16 protein-coding genes and 1 other annotated feature are annotated in these 17034 nt (G+C 44.9%); all 16 genes read left to right on the top strand.

From position 1 onward, the window contains the following. Positions 1-2 precede the first annotated feature (2 nt). The 16 genes from J7E38_RS19235 (at position 3) to fusA (ending at position 17016) form a co-directional block, all read left to right on the top strand. Entirely contained in the window at positions 3-512 is a 510-nt protein-coding gene (locus J7E38_RS19235; protein ID WP_214705920.1) for an NYN domain-containing protein, read from the top strand. A gap of 68 nt (positions 513-580) precedes the next feature. Then, a complete protein-coding gene (gene sigH, locus J7E38_RS19240) occupies positions 581-1231 on the top strand; it encodes an RNA polymerase sporulation sigma factor SigH (protein WP_079504287.1) in 651 nt (216 codons plus the stop codon). Between the two features lie 146 nt (positions 1232-1377). Further along, positions 1378-1527, top strand: coding sequence for a 50S ribosomal protein L33 (gene rpmG, locus J7E38_RS19245; protein WP_079504286.1), 150 nt, complete (start codon positions 1378-1380; stop codon positions 1525-1527). A 51-nt stretch (positions 1528-1578) separates the two neighbouring features. After that, positions 1579-1761: a preprotein translocase subunit SecE gene (gene secE / locus J7E38_RS19250; RefSeq protein WP_144481273.1), complete on the top strand. Its 183-nt coding sequence runs from the start codon at positions 1579-1581 to the stop codon at positions 1759-1761. A gap of 180 nt (positions 1762-1941) precedes the next feature. After that, positions 1942-2475: a transcription termination/antitermination protein NusG gene (gene nusG, locus J7E38_RS19255; RefSeq protein ID WP_079504282.1), complete on the top strand. Its 534-nt coding sequence runs from the start codon at positions 1942-1944 to the stop codon at positions 2473-2475. Positions 2476-2647: 172 nt separating this feature from the next. Continuing rightward, on the top strand, positions 2648-3073 hold the full coding sequence (rplK, locus tag J7E38_RS19260) for a 50S ribosomal protein L11 (RefSeq protein WP_144481271.1): 426 nt from the start codon (positions 2648-2650) through the stop codon (positions 3071-3073). Between the two features lie 229 nt (positions 3074-3302). After that, positions 3303-3995, top strand: a complete 693-nt coding sequence (gene rplA / locus J7E38_RS19265; protein ID WP_214705922.1) for a 50S ribosomal protein L1 — start codon at positions 3303-3305, stop codon at positions 3993-3995. A gap of 50 nt (positions 3996-4045) precedes the next feature. Further along, positions 4046-4182 (top strand) — a sequence feature (ribosomal protein L10 leader region). 32 nt (positions 4183-4214) lie between these two features. After that, on the top strand, positions 4215-4715 hold the full coding sequence (gene rplJ / locus J7E38_RS19270; RefSeq protein ID WP_214705923.1) for a 50S ribosomal protein L10: 501 nt from the start codon (positions 4215-4217) through the stop codon (positions 4713-4715). Between the two features lie 58 nt (positions 4716-4773). Beyond that, positions 4774-5139, top strand: coding sequence for a 50S ribosomal protein L7/L12 (gene rplL / locus J7E38_RS19275; protein ID WP_167834087.1), 366 nt, complete (start codon positions 4774-4776; stop codon positions 5137-5139). A 158-nt stretch (positions 5140-5297) separates the two neighbouring features. Continuing rightward, positions 5298-5900, top strand: coding sequence for a class I SAM-dependent methyltransferase (locus tag J7E38_RS19280; protein WP_214705924.1), 603 nt, complete (start codon positions 5298-5300; stop codon positions 5898-5900). Between the two features lie 245 nt (positions 5901-6145). Next, positions 6146-9709, top strand: coding sequence for a DNA-directed RNA polymerase subunit beta (rpoB, locus tag J7E38_RS19285; RefSeq protein ID WP_215038844.1), 3564 nt, complete (start codon positions 6146-6148; stop codon positions 9707-9709). A 113-nt stretch (positions 9710-9822) separates the two neighbouring features. Then, positions 9823-13425, top strand: coding sequence for a DNA-directed RNA polymerase subunit beta' (gene rpoC, locus J7E38_RS19290; protein WP_214705926.1), 3603 nt, complete (start codon positions 9823-9825; stop codon positions 13423-13425). A gap of 180 nt (positions 13426-13605) precedes the next feature. Continuing rightward, entirely contained in the window at positions 13606-13854 is a 249-nt protein-coding gene (locus J7E38_RS19295; protein ID WP_214705927.1) for a 50S ribosomal protein L7ae-like protein, read from the top strand. 101 nt (positions 13855-13955) lie between these two features. Beyond that, on the top strand, positions 13956-14378 hold the full coding sequence (gene rpsL / locus J7E38_RS19300; protein ID WP_023626436.1) for a 30S ribosomal protein S12: 423 nt from the start codon (positions 13956-13958) through the stop codon (positions 14376-14378). A 40-nt stretch (positions 14379-14418) separates the two neighbouring features. After that, the gene (gene rpsG, locus J7E38_RS19305) at positions 14419-14889 is read left to right on the top strand and encodes a 30S ribosomal protein S7 (protein ID WP_023626435.1); all 471 of its coding nucleotides are present in this window, start codon (positions 14419-14421) and stop codon (positions 14887-14889) included. 48 nt (positions 14890-14937) lie between these two features. Next, positions 14938-17016, top strand: a complete 2079-nt coding sequence (gene fusA, locus J7E38_RS19310) for an elongation factor G (protein WP_214705928.1) — start codon at positions 14938-14940, stop codon at positions 17014-17016. The last annotated feature ends 18 nt before the right edge of the window (positions 17017-17034 follow it).

Genomic DNA, 17034 nt, shown 5'->3' on the forward strand with positions numbered 1-17034 from the left:
GAATGGATATCCTGCTTGTTGACGGCTACAACATTATCGGCGCATGGCCGGAGCTGGTCAGCCTCAAGAAGAAAGAACTTTCAGCGGCCAGGGACAGGCTGGTGGAAATCATGGCTGAATACCAGGCATATACCGGCTATCGCGTCATTATCGTTTTCGACGCTCATTTTGTATCAGGCACACAAAAGAAATATAAAAATTATAAGGTGGATGTAATTTTTACAAAAGAAAATGAAACGGCGGATGAACGGATTGAAAGGCTGGCAATCGAACTGAACAACCGCCAAACGCAAATCCATGTAGCTACCTCTGACTATACCGAGCAATGGGCAATTTTTGGACAGGGAGCCTTGAGGAAATCAGCGAGAGAGCTGCTTAACGAAACAAATTTAATCAGTAAAAAAATAGAAAAAAGCGTGAAAGTGATCCAGGAAAAAAAGCCAAGTGCAAAGATTCCGCTTACAAAAGAAGTGGCAGAAATTTTTGAAAAATGGCGCAGAGGAGAGCAATGACCTGTTGACGCCTTAAAAAAGCCTGCTGTATAATATTTCTAACTGTATGTGCGGGCGGGGGGATCGAAATGAGTGCTGACATCGGGAATCGTTTAAATGACGCTTATTTATTGCTGGAAGATGAAGAAATTGTAGAAGCAGTGCACAGAGGAGAAAGCGATGCACTTGATTTTCTGATTCACAAATACAGGAATTTTGTGCGGGCGAAAGCGCGGTCATATTTCTTGATTGGAGCAGATAAAGAGGACATCGTGCAGGAAGGGATGATCGGCTTATATAAGGCGATCCGGGACTTCCGTGAGGACAAGCTTACATCATTCAAAGCATTTGCAGAACTATGCATTACCCGTCAGATCATTACGGCCATCAAGACGGCCACAAGGCAAAAACACATCCCGCTTAACTCCTATGTTTCCCTGGACAAGCCAATTTATGATGAAGAATCGGACAGGACACTGATGGATGTTTTATCCGGAGCCAAAGTGATGGACCCCGAGGAGTTATTTATTAATCAGGAAGAGTTTGACCAGATTGAAGTGAAAATGTCAGAGCTGCTGAGTGACCTTGAACGAAAAGTGCTCGCACTGTATTTGGACGGACAATCCTATCAGGAGATTTCCGAAGAACTGAATCGCCATGTTAAGTCAATCGACAATGCGCTTCAGCGCGTGAAACGGAAGCTTGAAAGGTATCTTGAACTGAGAGAGCTGTCAGTATAGGCGAAATTGACGAAAAATAGCCACAAAACTGACTTTTACTCCCGAAAGCGCTTATTGACACAATCTATCAGCCGTGTTATCTTTTTAAAGATATAATAGATGGCGGTTTCATAGAAATCGGCCTGTTGAAGCGGGTGTAGATGTCAATGAACAACAAAGTGACTCTTGCTTGTCAGGAATGCGGATCCCGCAATTATTCCACTACGAGCAACAAGCAAACGCAAACGGAACGGCTGGAGCTGAAAAAGTACTGCAGCAACTGTGGTGCCCATACAGTTCATAAGGAAACGAAATAAGGTTTTCAGATAGATCATCATATGGAATTCCGATAAGTTGGAGGTTACAAAATGCAGCGCATCACTAAGTTTTTCAGTGAAGTTGGACGTGAAATGAGAAAGGTCAGCTGGCCTAGACGCAAGGAACTGACTCGCTACACGATTACAGTTCTGTCTACAGTTGCTTTTGCTGCTCTGTTCTTCGCAGTGTTAGACCTTGGTATTTCTGAATTGATTCGCTTAATTCTTGAATAACCACTGTACACTCATGGTATAATGGAAAATATAAACGCAGGACAAGTTTAAAAGCCCGGATAACGGGTTTTTTATTTGCTTGAAAAAAATTCGCATTCAATGCCTGGGCTGCAGTGTTTGTTCAACTGTAATACCCGGACGTTTGGAAATGGGGAGGGACGGACGATTTAGTCCTCGATAATGGAAAAGAATTGGTATGTAGTGCATACTTACTCGGGCTACGAGAACAAGGTCAAGACGAATCTTGAAAAACGTGTTGAAACAATGGGCATGCAAGATAAGATCTTCCGTGTGATCGTACCTGAAGAAGAAGAAACAGATTTCAAAAATGGCAAAAAGAAAGTTGTGAAGAGAAAGACTTTCCCTGGCTACGTTTTAGTAGAGTTGGTCATGACGGATGATTCCTGGTATGTTGTCCGCAATACGCCAGGCGTAACAGGCTTTGTCGGCTCTTCGGGTGCTGGATCAAAACCTACACCGCTGCTGCCTGAGGAAGTAACCTTTATCCTTAAGCGCATGGGCGTTGAAGAGAAAAGGGTAGATGTCAACTTCGAACTTGGCGAGACAGTACAGGTCAGCGAAGGGCCGTTTGCGAACTTCACGGGCACAATTGAAGAGATCGATAAGGATAAAGCGAAGCTTAAAGTTCTTGTCAATATGTTCGGCCGCGATACTCCGGTTGAGCTTGAATTTTCCCAGATTGAAAAATTATAATCTGAAATAACTTGAAATCAACTTTAAAAAGTGTTAATATTTCATAGGTCAGTATGTCTTGGACGATTGACAGATATATGTCAAGTTCTTTATTTTATATAAAGACTTTTGTTATGAGTGGGAGGGGAAAATCCCCTATTACCACATCACGGACTTTAAGGAGGTGTGTCTCGTGGCTAAAAAAGTAATTAAAATGGTTAAATTGCAAATCCCTGCTGGCAAAGCCAATCCGGCACCACCAGTTGGACCTGCACTAGGTCAAGCCGGTGTTAACATCATGGGATTCTGTAAGGAATTTAACGCTCGTACAGCTGATCAAGCTGGATTGATCATTCCTGTTGAAATCACGGTTTTTGAAGACCGTTCATTTACATTTATTACGAAAACTCCTCCTGCTGCAGTTCTTTTGAAGGTAGCAGCTGGAATCCAGTCTGGTTCTGGTGAACCAAACCGTAATAAAGTAGCAACAGTCAAGCGTGATAAAGTACGTGAGATTGCTGAACAGAAAATGCCTGACCTGAACGCAGCTAGCGTTGAAGCAGCAATGCGCATGGTTGAAGGTACTGCACGCAGCATGGGAATCAATATCGAAGACTAATTTCTGCTGCAGAGGATGAATGGGTTGCGGAGCTGAATTAGATTTCACCCGCAACCTTTTGTCTGAAACGGCGCCTTTATGGCGCCTTCGCTTTTCGAGCTCTGGTGCCGTTGAAGGTGCCACCGCTTTCGTTGTCTAGCTCCGACGCCTGGCTTCTTGAGCCAAGGCGTCTCCGCTTTTCAAAGTGGGAGGTTATTCCGTTAAAACCACAATACAGGAGGAACTAAAAATGGCTAAAAAAGGTAAAAAGTATCTTGAAGCTGCTAAGCTTGTAGATCGCTCTCAAGCATATACAGCTACTGAAGCAATTGAACTTGCTAAAAAGACAAGCACAGTTAAATTTGACGCTACAGTTGAAGCTGCTTTCCGTCTGGGCGTAGACCCTAAGAAAGCTGACCAGCAAATCCGTGGAGCAGTTGTGCTTCCAAACGGAACTGGTAAAACTCAACGTGTACTAGTATTCGCTAAAGGCGAAAAACTAAAAGAAGCAGAAGCTGCTGGTGCAGACTATGTTGGCGATTCAGAATACATCAACAAGATCCAGCAAGGCTGGTTCGATTTCGATGTAATCGTTGCTACGCCTGACATGATGGGTGAAGTTGGTAAGCTTGGTCGCGTATTGGGACCTAAAGGCTTGATGCCAAACCCTAAGACTGGCACAGTTACTTTCGATGTAACAAAAGCAGTTAACGAAATCAAGGCTGGTAAAGTAGAATACCGCGTTGACAAGTCTGGTAACATTCACGTACCTATCGGAAAAGTTTCTTTCGAAGACAACAAGCTTGTTGAAAACTTCAACACAATCTTCGAAACAATGATGAAGGTTAAGCCAGCTGCAGCTAAAGGAACATACATGAAGAACGTTACGATCTCTACTACAATGGGACCTGGCGTTAAAGTTGATCCTTCAACTGTAAAATAATAGTATTTGACAATCAACGAAGGATTGGATATAATTCTTCTTGTTGTGAAAATAGAATTACATTTGTACCGCAGACAGCAGGGGCTTAATGCTTAATATCCTGCCGAGGTCATACGATAGAGCAACATACTTGCTATTGTATACTTCCTCCGCGTCTGCCTTGATGCGGAGGTTTTTATTTGATCGGTATAAATGCAGAAATCTACAGGAGGTGTAAGGATGAGCACAATTATCGAAGCGAAAAAGCAAATCGTTGACGAGATTGCTGGCAAACTTAAAGAAAGCAAATCAACTATCGTTGTTGATTACCGTGGACTTTCAGTTGCTGAAGTAACTGAACTTCGTAAAGAGCTTCGCGAAGCTGGCGTTGAATTCAAGGTTTACAAAAACTCTATGACACGCCGTGCTGCAGAAGCTGCAGAACTAGCTGAATTAAACACATCTTTGACAGGTCCTAACGCGATCGCGTTCAGTACTGAAGATGTCGTTGCACCAGCTAAGATCCTTAACGAATTCGCTAAGAAACACGAAGCGCTTGAAATCAAAGCGGGTGTAGTTGAAGGAAGCATCGTTACAGTAGAAGAAATCAAGGCACTTGCAGACCTGCCGTCTCGCGAAGGTCTACTTTCTATGCTACTCAGCGTACTTCAAGCACCAATCCGCAATCTTGCTCTTGCTGCAAAAGCTGTTGCAGACCAGAAAGAAGAGCAAGGCGCGTAAGTTAGAAATCATCACCGTTTAACAATAAAAAAATCAACCTATTAGGAGGAAACAAATCATGACTCAAGAACAAATCATTGAAGCAGTTAAAAATATGACTGTTTTAGAACTTAACGATCTAGTAAAAGCAATCGAAGAAGAATTCGGCGTAACTGCTGCTGCACCAGTAGCAATGATGGGCGGAGCTGCTGCTGGCGGCGCTGCTGAAGAGCAAACTGAATTTGACGTAGTTCTTGCATCTGCTGGCGACCAGAAGATCAAGGTTATCAAAGTTGTTCGTGAAATCACAGGTCTTGGTCTTAAAGAAGCGAAGGAAGTTGTTGACAACGCTCCTAAAGCTCTTAAAGAAGGCGTTTCTAAAGAAGAAGCTGAAGAAATCAAAGCTAAGCTTGAAGAAGTTGGAGCTAACGTCGAAGTTAAGTAATCAACCTTACAATAAAAAGCTCGCTGCTAAAGCGGGCTTTTTTTTCGCTTTATTAGTTTCAAACTTTGCTTTTTAGTAGTTAAAAGTTTATAATACCGCAGTAGCAATGCAATCCGCGATCGCATTCTTCAAATGAGTCCCCGTGGAGGTGAGAGATTTTGACTGAACATTATTACTCCCGCAAACCCAGCACTGAAAGCAATCCTGTCAAATGGCAAAGTGAATTGAAGGGGAACACCTTCCGCTTCAAGACAGACAGCGGCGTTTTTTCGAAAAAGGAAGTCGATTTTGGCTCAAGCTTATTGATCGACACCTTCGAACTAAATAAAGCTGATGGGTTGGTTCTTGATGTAGGCTGCGGCTATGGGCCGATCGGGCTTTCAATTGCCAGGGCCTTTCCAGAAGCGATGGTCCACATGGTGGATGTCAATGAAAGAGCGATTATGCTTGCAAAAGAAAATGCGTCCGAAAATAAAGTGGACAATGTGAAAATCTATGAAAGTGACCGGCTGAATGGAGTGGAGGAAGACGGATTCACCGCAATCCTCACCAACCCGCCGATCCGTGCCGGCAAAAAAGTGGTCCATGATATTTTTGAACAAAGTTTTCAGCATTTAGCAGAAGGCGGAGAGTTTTGGGTGGTCATCCAAAAGAAGCAGGGTGCGCCATCCGCGATGGAAAAAATGAAAGAACTTTTTGGCGAAGTAGAGGTTGAGGCGAAAAGTAAAGGATACTTTATTCTCAAATCTGTTAAATGTTGACGTGAGAAAACCGCTATGTTAATATTATAAAATGCCAATATATTAGTTTCCTTTTCAATTGCTATTTTCATCGAAAGTTGTATAATTTTGGGCATAAAGGGAAAACTAACAAAATAATTGTTCGTTGCAGGAAATGTGGTTTTTAGGTGAAAACCCTTTTTCTTTTTGTCTTTTGAAATGGAGGAAACTTCATGGACAAGACAGGGATAGATGAATAATAACGCTTGATTTGAGGGGTGAATCAGTTGACAGGTCAACTAGTTCAGTATGGACGACACCGCCAACGTAGAAGTTATGCTCGCATCAGTGAAGTTTTGGAATTGCCGAATTTGATTGAAATTCAAACCTCTTCCTATCAGTGGTTTCTTGATGAGGGCCTCCGTGAAATGTTCCAGGACATTTCACCGATTGAAGACTTTACTGGTAACTTATCGTTAGAGTTTATCGATTACAGTCTTGGCGAACCGAAATATCCAGTGGAAGAATCAAAAGAAAGAGATGTCACTTACTCTGCACCATTGCGAGTAAAGGTCCGCCTTGTGAACAAGGAAACAGGTGAAGTAAAGGACCAGGATGTCTTCATGGGCGATTTCCCGCTTATGACAGAAACTGGCACGTTTGTCATTAACGGTGCTGAAAGGGTTATCGTTTCCCAGTTAGTGCGTTCACCAAGTGTGTACTACAGTGGAAAACTTGATAAGAACGGGAAAAAAGGGTTCACTGCAACCGTTATTCCTAACCGCGGCGCCTGGTTAGAGTATGAAACAGATGCCAAGGATGTTGTATATGTAAGGATCGATCGTACGAGGAAGCTCCCTGTTACGGTTCTTTTGCGTGCATTAGGGTTCGGTTCTGATCAAGAAATCATTGATCTGATCGGTGATAACGAATATATCCGTAATACTCTTGAAAAAGACAATACGGAAAGTACGGAAAAAGCGCTTCTTGAAATTTACGAGCGTCTCCGTCCTGGCGAACCGCCTACAGTTGACAATGCAAAAAGCCTTCTGGTATCAAGATTCTTTGATCCAAAGCGCTATGACCTTGCAAATGTAGGGCGTTATAAAATCAACAAAAAGCTTCATATTAAAAACCGTTTATTCGGGCAAAAGCTTGCAGAAACATTGGTCGATCCTGAAACAGGAGAAATCATCGCAGAAAAAGGCGTCACTCTTGATCGCCGTACTTTGGATAAGATTATCCCTGCGCTTGAGAACAATGTTGGCTTCAAGACAATCAGCCCTTACGGCGGCGTGGTTGAAGAGGATGTAACACTGCAAAGCATTAAAATCTACTCTCCGAACGATGTTGAGGGCGAGAAAGAAATTAATGTTTTAGGAAACGCCTATGTCCCTGAACCAATCAAAAACATCACGCCTGCTGATATCATTGCTTCCATCAGCTACTTCTTTAACTTGCTGCATGGTGTTGGCGACACGGATGATATCGACCATTTAGGAAACAGGCGCCTTCGTTCTGTTGGCGAACTGTTGCAGAACCAATTCCGTATTGGTTTGTCCAGAATGGAGCGTGTAGTCCGTGAAAGAATGTCCATCCAGGACACAAACACGATTACACCACAGCAATTAATCAATATCCGCCCGGTGATTGCGTCCATTAAAGAGTTCTTTGGAAGCTCACAGCTTTCACAGTTCATGGACCAGACAAACCCGCTGGCTGAATTGACACATAAGAGGCGTCTTTCTGCATTGGGACCTGGTGGTCTTACACGTGAACGCGCAGGCTTTGAAGTGCGTGACGTTCACTACTCCCACTATGGACGTATGTGCCCGATCGAAACGCCTGAAGGTCCAAACATCGGTTTGATCAACTCACTTTCAAGTTTCGCGAAGGTTAACCGCTTCGGATTCATTGAGACTCCGTACCGCCGTGTTGATCCTGAAACAGGTAAAGTGACAAGCCATTTCGATTACTTAACAGCTGATGAAGAAGATAACTATGTAGTGGCACAGGCGAATGCTCGTCTTGCTGATGATGGTTCCTTCGAAGATGATGAAGTAATTGCCCGTTTCCGCGGTGAAAATACTGTTGTCAAACGTGACCGCGTCGATTACATGGACGTATCACCTAAGCAGGTAGTATCCGCAGCGACTGCGTGTATCCCGTTCCTTGAAAACGATGACTCCAACCGTGCCTTGATGGGTGCGAACATGCAGCGTCAGGCTGTTCCATTGATGCAGCCTGAAGCACCAAGAGTCGGAACTGGAATGGAACACGTTTCTGCAAAAGATTCCGGTGCGGCAGTCATCTGTAAGCACGAAGGGATTGTCGAGCATGTTGAAGCGCGTGAAGTTTGGGTACGCCGCGTCAAGGAAGTAGACGGACAGGAAGTCAAGGGTGACCTTGATAAGTACCGTATGCTGAAGTTCATCCGTTCCAACCAGGGTACATGCTACAACCAGCGCCCAATCGTAAGCGTTGGCGACCATGTAACCAAAGGGGAAATCCTTGCAGATGGCCCTTCTATGGAAGCGGGAGAACTGGCACTTGGCCGTAACGTCCTTGTTGGCTTCATGACATGGAATGGTTATAACTACGAGGATGCGATCATCATGAGTGAGCGCCTCGTTAAGGACGATGTGTATACATCGATCCATATAGAAGAATATGAGTCAGAGTCCCGCGATACAAAGCTTGGACCTGAAGAAATCACACGTGATATCCCGAACGTCGGGGAAGATGCATTAAGAAACCTTGACGAACGCGGAATCATCCGTGTTGGTGCTGAAGTAAAAGATGGAGATCTTCTGGTAGGTAAGGTAACACCTAAAGGGGTTACTGAATTGACTGCGGAAGAACGACTCCTTCATGCAATCTTCGGTGAAAAAGCAAGGGAAGTACGTGATACATCACTACGCGTTCCTCACGGCGGCGGCGGAATTGTCCTTGACGTCAAAGTGTTCAACCGTGAAGATGGCGACGAGCTTCCTCCTGGCGTAAACCAGCTTGTCCGTGCTTACATCGTTCAGAAGCGTAAGATTTCTGAAGGTGACAAAATGGCAGGACGCCACGGTAACAAAGGGGTTATTTCAAAAATCCTTCCGGAAGAGGATATGCCTTTCTTGCCGGACGGAACACCAGTCGATATCATGCTTAACCCACTAGGGGTACCATCACGTATGAATATCGGTCAGGTGCTTGAGCTTCATCTTGGTATGGCTGCACGCTACCTTGGAATCCATGTTGCTTCACCAGTATTCGACGGTGCCCGTGAGGAAGATGTATGGGCGACGATCGAGGAAGCAGGCATGGCAAGGGATGCGAAGACCATCCTGTATGATGGACGCACAGGCGAACCATTCGACAACCGTGTTTCTGTCGGTGTCATGTATATGATCAAGCTTGCACACATGGTAGACGATAAGCTTCATGCTCGTTCTACTGGACCATACTCACTTGTTACGCAGCAGCCACTTGGCGGTAAAGCCCAGTTCGGCGGACAGCGTTTCGGGGAGATGGAGGTTTGGGCGCTTGAAGCATACGGCGCTGCATACACATTGCAGGAAATCTTAACTGTCAAGTCCGATGATGTTGTTGGACGTGTTAAAACATATGAAGCGATTGTTAAAGGGGAAAACGTACCAGAACCAGGTGTTCCTGAGTCATTCAAAGTATTGATGAAAGAACTTCAGAGTCTTGGTATGGACGTCAAGATCCTTTCAGGCGATGAAAAAGAAATCGAAATGCGCGACTTCGATGATGATGAAGAGATGCAGCATGCTGAAACATTGACAATTGCTCCAGAAGCAGAAGAAATGGATTCAGAAAAAGTGGGAATGAAAGAATAGGTCCATCTAATTGGCACACGTGTACAAACAGTTGAATAACAGTATTGTCCACGTGTGTTCCTTTTTGGATGGCCATAAGGGTAAAACCCTAGATTAAAAGGGAGGTAGGCCCCTTGCTAGATGTTAATAATTTTGAGTACATGAAAATTGGCCTCGCTTCACCAGACAAGATCCGTTCATGGTCTTTCGGTGAGGTTAAAAAGCCGGAAACAATCAACTATCGTACTTTAAAGCCGGAAAAAGACGGCTTGTTCTGTGAGCGGATCTTCGGACCGACAAAAGACTGGGAATGTCACTGCGGAAAGTACAAGCGAGTCCGCTATAAGGGCGTTGTCTGTGACCGATGCGGTGTTGAAGTAACTCGTGCAAAAGTCCGTCGTGAAAGAATGGGACACATTGAGCTTGCAGCTCCTGTTTCTCACATTTGGTATTTCAAAGGTATTCCTAGCCGCATGGGACTAGTCCTTGATATGTCTCCGCGTGCACTTGAAGAAGTTATTTACTTTGCTTCGTATGTGGTAACGGAAACTGGTGACACTGCTCTTGAAAAGAAGCAATTGTTATCAGAGAAAGAATACCGTGCTTACCGTGAAAAATACGGCAATAAGTTCCAGGCTGCGATGGGAGCTGAAGCCATCAAAAAGCTGCTTGCTGATATCGACCTTGATAAAGAAGCAGATATGCTGAAAGAAGAATTGCGAACTGCCCAAGGCCAGCGTCGTACTCGTGCGATCAAGCGTCTTGAGGTAGTAGAAGCATTCCGTGGGTCAGGCAATGAGCCATCATGGATGATCCTTGATGTTCTCCCTGTTATCCCGCCGGAACTTCGCCCGATGGTCCAGCTTGATGGCGGTCGTTTTGCAACGTCTGACCTGAATGACCTGTATCGCCGTGTAATCAACCGTAACAACCGTCTTAAGCGTCTTCTTGACCTTGGTGCTCCTAGCATCATCGTACAGAACGAAAAGCGTATGCTGCAGGAAGCTGTTGATGCGCTGATCGATAACGGCCGCCGCGGACGTCCGGTAACAGGACCAGGTAATCGTCCATTGAAGTCCCTTTCTCATATGCTGAAAGGTAAACAAGGTCGTTTCCGTCAAAACCTTCTTGGTAAGCGTGTTGACTACTCTGGCCGTTCTGTTATCGTCGTAGGGCCTAACTTGCACATGTACCAGTGCGGACTGCCAAAAGAAATGGCTCTTGAGCTGTTCAAGCCGTTCGTCATGAAAGAGCTAGTCCAAAAGGGCTTAGCCCATAATATAAAGTCTGCCAAGCGTAAAATCGAGCGCGTCCAGCCGGAAGTCTGGGATGTACTTGAAGATGTCATCAAGGAGCACCCAGTATTGCTGAACCGTGCCCCGACTCTTCACAGACTGGGTATCCAGGCATTCGAGCCTACATTGGTAGAAGGACGAGCAATCCGTCTTCACCCGCTCGTATGTACAGCATATAACGCTGACTTCGACGGTGACCAGATGGCTGTCCACGTTCCGCTTTCTGCTGAAGCTCAGGCAGAAGCACGCTTGTTGATGCTTGCAGCACAGAACATCCTGAACCCTAAGGACGGCAAGCCAGTTGTAACTCCTTCACAGGATATGGTATTGGGTAACTACTACCTGACACTTGAAAGAGAAGGCGCTGTCGGTGAAGGTATGGTCTTCAAGGATACAAACGAAGCATTGATTGCCTATCAGAATGGCTATGTGCATCTTCATACACGTGTTGCTGTTGCCGCATCATCACTTGGCAACCAGACATTCACGGAAGAGCAAAATGGCCAGCTCTTGATCACGACTGTTGGTAAGTTGGTTTTCAATGAAATCCTTCCAGCATCCTTCCCTTATATCAACGAGCCTTCCAAGCAAAACCTCGAGGAGAAAACTCCTGAGAAGTATTTTGTGGAAAAAGGCGCTGATATCAAGGAAGCTATCAAGAGTATGCCATTGGTTGATCCATTCAAGAAGAAAATTCTTGGAAACATCATTGCGGAAGTTTTCAAGAAGTTCAAGATCACTGAAACTTCAAAAATGCTTGACCGTATGAAGGGTCTAGGATTCCAATACTCCACTAAAGCGGGTATTACGGTCGGTGTAGCTGATATCGTTGTTCTTAAAGAGAAGCAAGAAATCATTTCAGAAGCACAAACGAAGGTAGATAATGTTCTTAAGCAGTTCAGACGCGGTTTGATTACCGAGGATGAGCGTTATGACCGTGTTATTTCTATCTGGAGCCAGGCGAAGGATAATATCCAGGCTAAGCTGATGAAATCACTGGATAATTCCAACCCTATCTTCATGATGAGTGACTCCGGTGCCCGTGGTAACGCGTCCAACTTTACGCAGCTTGCTGGTATGCGTGGTCTGATGGCCAACCCGGCTGGACGGATCATCGAATTGCCGATCAAGTCAAGTTTCCGTGAAGGCCTGACAGTATTGGAATACTTTATCTCCACTCACGGTGCTCGTAAAGGTCTTGCCGATACAGCACTTAAGACTGCGGATTCAGGTTACCTGACACGCCGTCTTGTAGATGTAGCCCAGGATGTCATCGTTCGCGAAGACGATTGCGGAACAGACAGAGGCTTGTTTATCAAATCGCTTAAAGATGGTACTGAAGTAATCGAACCTCTTGATGAGCGTCTGATTGGCCGTTATGCAAGAAAGGCTATCAAGCATCCTGAAACTAAAGCTGTGATTGTACCTGAAAACGGATTGATCACAGAAGACCTGGCTGTTGAAGTCACTGAAGCAGGTATCGAAGAAGTTTGGATTCGCTCTGCATTCACATGTAATACACGTCACGGCGTATGTAAGAAGTGTTACGGACGCAACCTTGCGACTGGCCAGGAAGTCGAAGTTGGCGAAGCAGTCGGTATCATCGCTGCCCAGTCAATCGGTGAGCCAGGTACACAGTTGACGATGCGTACATTCCATACCGGCGGTGTTGCAGGAGACGATATCACACAAGGTCTTCCGCGTATCCAGGAATTGTTCGAAGCTCGTAATCCTAAAGGGCAAGCTGTCATCACGGAATTGGAAGGTGTCGTTGTCGGCATCAACGAAGGAAAAGACCGTCAGCAGGAGATTGTCATTCAGGGAGAAATCGAAAGCCGCACATACAATGCGCCATACACAGCCCGCTTGAAGGTTGCTGTGAATGACCATGTTGAACGCGGTCAGGAACTCACTGAAGGTTCAATTGACCCTAAGGAACTTTTAAGAGTCAAAGATGTTCAATCCGTGCAGGAATACTTATTGAAGGAAGTTCAAAAAGTATACCGTATGCAGGGTGTTGAAATCGGCGACAAGCACGTAGAAGTAATGGTTCGCCAGATGATGCGCAAAATCAGGGTGATCGACGCTGGTGAAACAGATGTACTCCCAGGCACATTGCTTGAGATCCATCAGTTCACTGACGCTAACCGCAAAGCACTTCTTGAAGGCAAAATGCCGGCAACAGGACGTCCAGTATTGCTTGGTATCACAAAAGCTTCACTTGAGACGGATTCATTCCTGTCTGCAGCATCCTTCCAGGAAACAACAAGAGTGCTTACTGATGCAGCGATCAAAGGCAAGCGCGATGAGCTTCTTGGTCTGAAAGAAAATGTTATCATCGGTAAACTTGTTCCAGCAGGAACTGGTATGCAGCGCTACAGAAGAGCTGAGCCAATTTCAAAGGAAGAAGAAAATGCCGAAGATGCCATCACTGTAGATTAAAATAAAGCGCGGTACTCTCTGCTACGGCAGAAAGTGCCGCCTTTTTAAAGAAAAAAGAGCCGATCTATGAATAAAGAATAGTTTTAGCGGAAAAAGTTTTTTAATGGTGTTGACATCCCTTGCGCTAAATGTTACTATTTCAAAGGTGCTCCTATTTACCGGTTACTTTGGAGGATATCGATGTCTTATGAAAAAGTAGCTCAAGCTAACAAGATTATAGTAGGATCAAAGCAAACAGTGAAAGCACTGAAGGCTGGCGAAGTAATCGAACTGGTCATTGCGAAGGATGCTGACATGAAAGTGACAGCAAACCTATTGCAAACCGCCAGGGAAATGAAAACCGCCATCACCTATGTCGACTCTATGAAAAAATTAGGGAAGGCATGCGGGATTGCCGTCGGAGCCTCAGCTGTAGCGATAACAAAGTAAAAACTGTTTTTGCAGTGGACTGCAAGAACTTTGTTTTTTGTTAAAAAATGAACCACCTGGATGTGTGGGCTTACACAAAATGTGAAGGGAGGAAAACAATCATGCCTACAATTAACCAATTAGTGCGCAAGCCACGTAGCTCTAAAGAGGAGAAGTCAAAATCTCCAGCGCTTAATAAAGGTTACAACAGCTTCAAAAAAGCACAAACTAACGTTTCATCTCCACAAAAACGTGGGGTATGTACTCGTGTTGGTACTATGACTCCAAAGAAGCCGAACTCAGCGTTGCGTAAATACGCTCGTGTACGTTTGACTAACGGAATCGAGGTAACAGCTTATATCCCTGGTATCGGGCACAACCTTCAAGAGCACAGCGTTGTTCTTATCCGCGGAGGACGTGTAAAAGACTTACCGGGTGTACGTTACCATATCGTACGTGGTGCTCTTGATACTGCTGGTGTAAACAACCGTATGCAGGGCCGTTCTAAGTACGGTACTAAGAGACCAAAAGCAGCTAAGAAATAATAAACTAAACTATTAACCCTTTTTGAAAGGAGGAAATTACATGCCACGTAAAGGTCCAGTTGCAAAGAGAGACGTATTGCCAGATCCGATTTACAACTCAAAGCTTATCACTCGCTTGATCAACAAAATGATGATCGATGGTAAGAGAGGTAAATCACAAAAGATCCTTTATTCAGCTTTTGATATCATTCGTGAGCGTTCAGGCAAGGAGCCAATCGAAGTATTCGATGCAGCTCTTAAGAACATCATGCCTGTTCTAGAAGTAAAAGCACGCCGTGTAGGTGGAGCTAACTACCAAGTACCAGTTGAGGTGCGTGCAGACCGCCGTACAACTCTTGGTCTTCGCTGGTTGGTTAACTACTCACGTCTTCGTGGGGAAAAGACAATGGAAGAGCGTCTTGCTAACGAAATTCTTGACGCTGCTAACAACACTGGTGCTTCTGTTAAGAAGCGCGAAGATACACACAAAATGGCGGAAGCAAACAAAGCATTCGCTCACTATCGTTGGTAATCTTACCTTCAATCTAAAAACACTCATACTAGGAAGGAGAAAGACCAAATGGCAAGAGAGTTCTCCTTAGAAAAAACTCGTAATATTGGAATCATGGCTCACATTGATGCTGGTAAAACAACAACAACTGAGCGTGTTCTTTATTATACAGGCCGTATTCATAAAATCGGCGAAACTCATGAAGGTGCTTCTCAAATGGACTGGATGGAGCAGGAACAAGAGCGTGGGATCACGATCACTTCTGCTGCAACTACAGCATCTTGGAAAGAACACCGCGTTAACATCATCGACACACCAGGACACGTAGACTTCACTGTTGAGGTTGAGCGTTCCCTTCGTGTACTTGATGGTGCAGTAGCTGTACTTGACGCACAGTCAGGTGTTGAGCCACAAACTGAAACAGTTTGGCGCCAGGCTACTACTTACGGAGTTCCACGTGTAGTATTCGTTAATAAAATGGATAAGCTAGGCGCGGACTTCCTATACTCTGTATCAACTATTCATGATCGTCTTCAAGCGAACGCTCACCCGATCCAACTTCCGATCGGTGCTGAGGATGAGTTCGAAGCAATCATCGACCTAGTTGAAATGAAAGCAGTCTTCTACGGTAATGACCTTGGAACAGAAATCACTGTTGGGGACATTCCTGAAGAATACATGGCTCAAGCTGAAGAATACCGTGAAAAGCTAATTGAAGCGGTAGCTGAGCTTGATGAAGAGCTAATGGAAAAATACCTTGGTGGAGAAGAGCTGACAATCGAAGAGATCAAAGCTGCTATCCGTAAAGGTACAACGAATGTTGAATTCTACCCAGTTATCTGTGGTTCAGCGTTCAAAAACAAAGGTGTTCAGCTAATGCTTGACGCTGTTATCGACTACCTTCCATCTCCACTTGATGTACCTTCTATCCAAGGTCATCTGCCGGACACAGATGAAGTGGTTGAGCGTCATTCAGACGACAACGAGCCATTCTCTGCTCTTGCGTTCAAAGTTATGACTGACCCATATGTTGGTAAGTTAACGTTCTTCCGCGTTTACTCAGGTACTCTTGAGTCTGGTTCATATGTCCAGAACTCAACTAAAGGAAAGCGTGAGCGTATTGGACGTATCCTTCAGATGCACGCGAACAGCCGTCAGGAAATCTCAAAGGTTTATGCAGGTGACATCGCAGCAGCTGTTGGTTTGAAAGATACAACTACTGGTGACACTCTATGTGACGAAAAGTCTCTAGTTATTCTTGAGTCCATGCAGTTCCCAGAACCAGTAATCCAGTTATCAGTTGAGCCTAAGTCAAAAGCTGACCAGGACAAGATGACAACTGCATTGCAAAAGCTTCAAGAAGAAGATCCTACATTCCGCGCACACACTGACCAGGAAACTGGACAGGTTATCATCGCAGGAATGGGTGAACTTCACCTTGACATCATCGTTGACCGTATGAAGCGTGAATTTAAAGTGGAAGCAAACGTAGGTGCACCTCAGGTTGCATACCGTGAAACTTTCCGCGAATCAGCTAACGTTGAGGGTAAATTCGCTCGTCAATCCGGTGGACGTGGTCAATACGGACACGTTTGGATCGAGTTCTCTCCAAACGAAGAAGGAAAAGGCTTCGAATTCGAGAACGGTATCGTCGGTGGTGTAGTTCCACGTGAATACATCCCAGCGGTTCAAGCTGGTCTTGAAGACGCTCTTGATCGCGGAGTACTTGCAGGATATCCACTTGTTGACATCAAAGCAAGACTATTCGATGGTTCTTACCACGATGTTGACTCCTCTGAAATGGCGTTTAAAATCGCTGCTTCAATGGCACTTAAGAATGCGGCTTCCAAGTGTAAGCCAGTCATCCTTGAGCCTGTCATGAGGGTTGAAGTTGTTATTCCTGAAGAATATCTTGGAGATATCATGGGTATGATTACTGCTCGTCGCGGACGCGTCGAAGGTATGGATGCTCGTGGTAACGCACAAGTTGTTCGTGCGATGGTTCCACTATCAGAAATGTTCGGTTATGCAACTGCTCTTCGTTCAAGCACACAAGGACGCGGTGTATTCTCAATGCACTTCGACCACTACGAAGAAGTTCCTAAATCAGTTTCTGAAGAAATCATCAAAAAAAATAAAGGTGAATAATTGATTTTCACTCTTTAA

It is taken from the genome of Bacillus sp. ISL-35, from assembly GCF_018613355.1.
Taxonomy (GTDB): Bacteria; Bacillota; Bacilli; order Bacillales; family Cytobacillaceae; genus Mesobacillus.

What these genes read in the sequence shown, in the direction of transcription:
- secE (WP_144481273.1), top strand. Translation starts at nt 1,579, where the DNA reads ATGCAGCGCATCACTAAGTTTTTCAGTGAAGTTGGACGTGAAATGAGA.
- rplA (WP_214705922.1), top strand. Translation starts at nt 3,303, where the DNA reads ATGGCTAAAAAAGGTAAAAAGTATCTTGAAGCTGCTAAGCTTGTAGAT.
- rpmG (WP_079504286.1), top strand. Translation starts at nt 1,378, where the DNA reads ATGAACAACAAAGTGACTCTTGCTTGTCAGGAATGCGGATCCCGCAAT.
- rpsG (WP_023626435.1), top strand. Translation starts at nt 14,419, where the DNA reads ATGCCACGTAAAGGTCCAGTTGCAAAGAGAGACGTATTGCCAGATCCG.
- rplL (WP_167834087.1), top strand. Translation starts at nt 4,774, where the DNA reads ATGACTCAAGAACAAATCATTGAAGCAGTTAAAAATATGACTGTTTTA.
- nusG (WP_079504282.1), top strand. Translation starts at nt 1,942, where the DNA reads ATGGAAAAGAATTGGTATGTAGTGCATACTTACTCGGGCTACGAGAAC.
- J7E38_RS19235 (WP_214705920.1), top strand. Translation starts at nt 3, where the DNA reads ATGGATATCCTGCTTGTTGACGGCTACAACATTATCGGCGCATGGCCG.
- sigH (WP_079504287.1), top strand. Translation starts at nt 581, where the DNA reads ATGAGTGCTGACATCGGGAATCGTTTAAATGACGCTTATTTATTGCTG.
- rplJ (WP_214705923.1), top strand. Translation starts at nt 4,215, where the DNA reads ATGAGCACAATTATCGAAGCGAAAAAGCAAATCGTTGACGAGATTGCT.
- J7E38_RS19295 (WP_214705927.1), top strand. Translation starts at nt 13,606, where the DNA reads ATGTCTTATGAAAAAGTAGCTCAAGCTAACAAGATTATAGTAGGATCA.
- rpsL (WP_023626436.1), top strand. Translation starts at nt 13,956, where the DNA reads ATGCCTACAATTAACCAATTAGTGCGCAAGCCACGTAGCTCTAAAGAG.
- fusA (WP_214705928.1), top strand. Translation starts at nt 14,938, where the DNA reads ATGGCAAGAGAGTTCTCCTTAGAAAAAACTCGTAATATTGGAATCATG.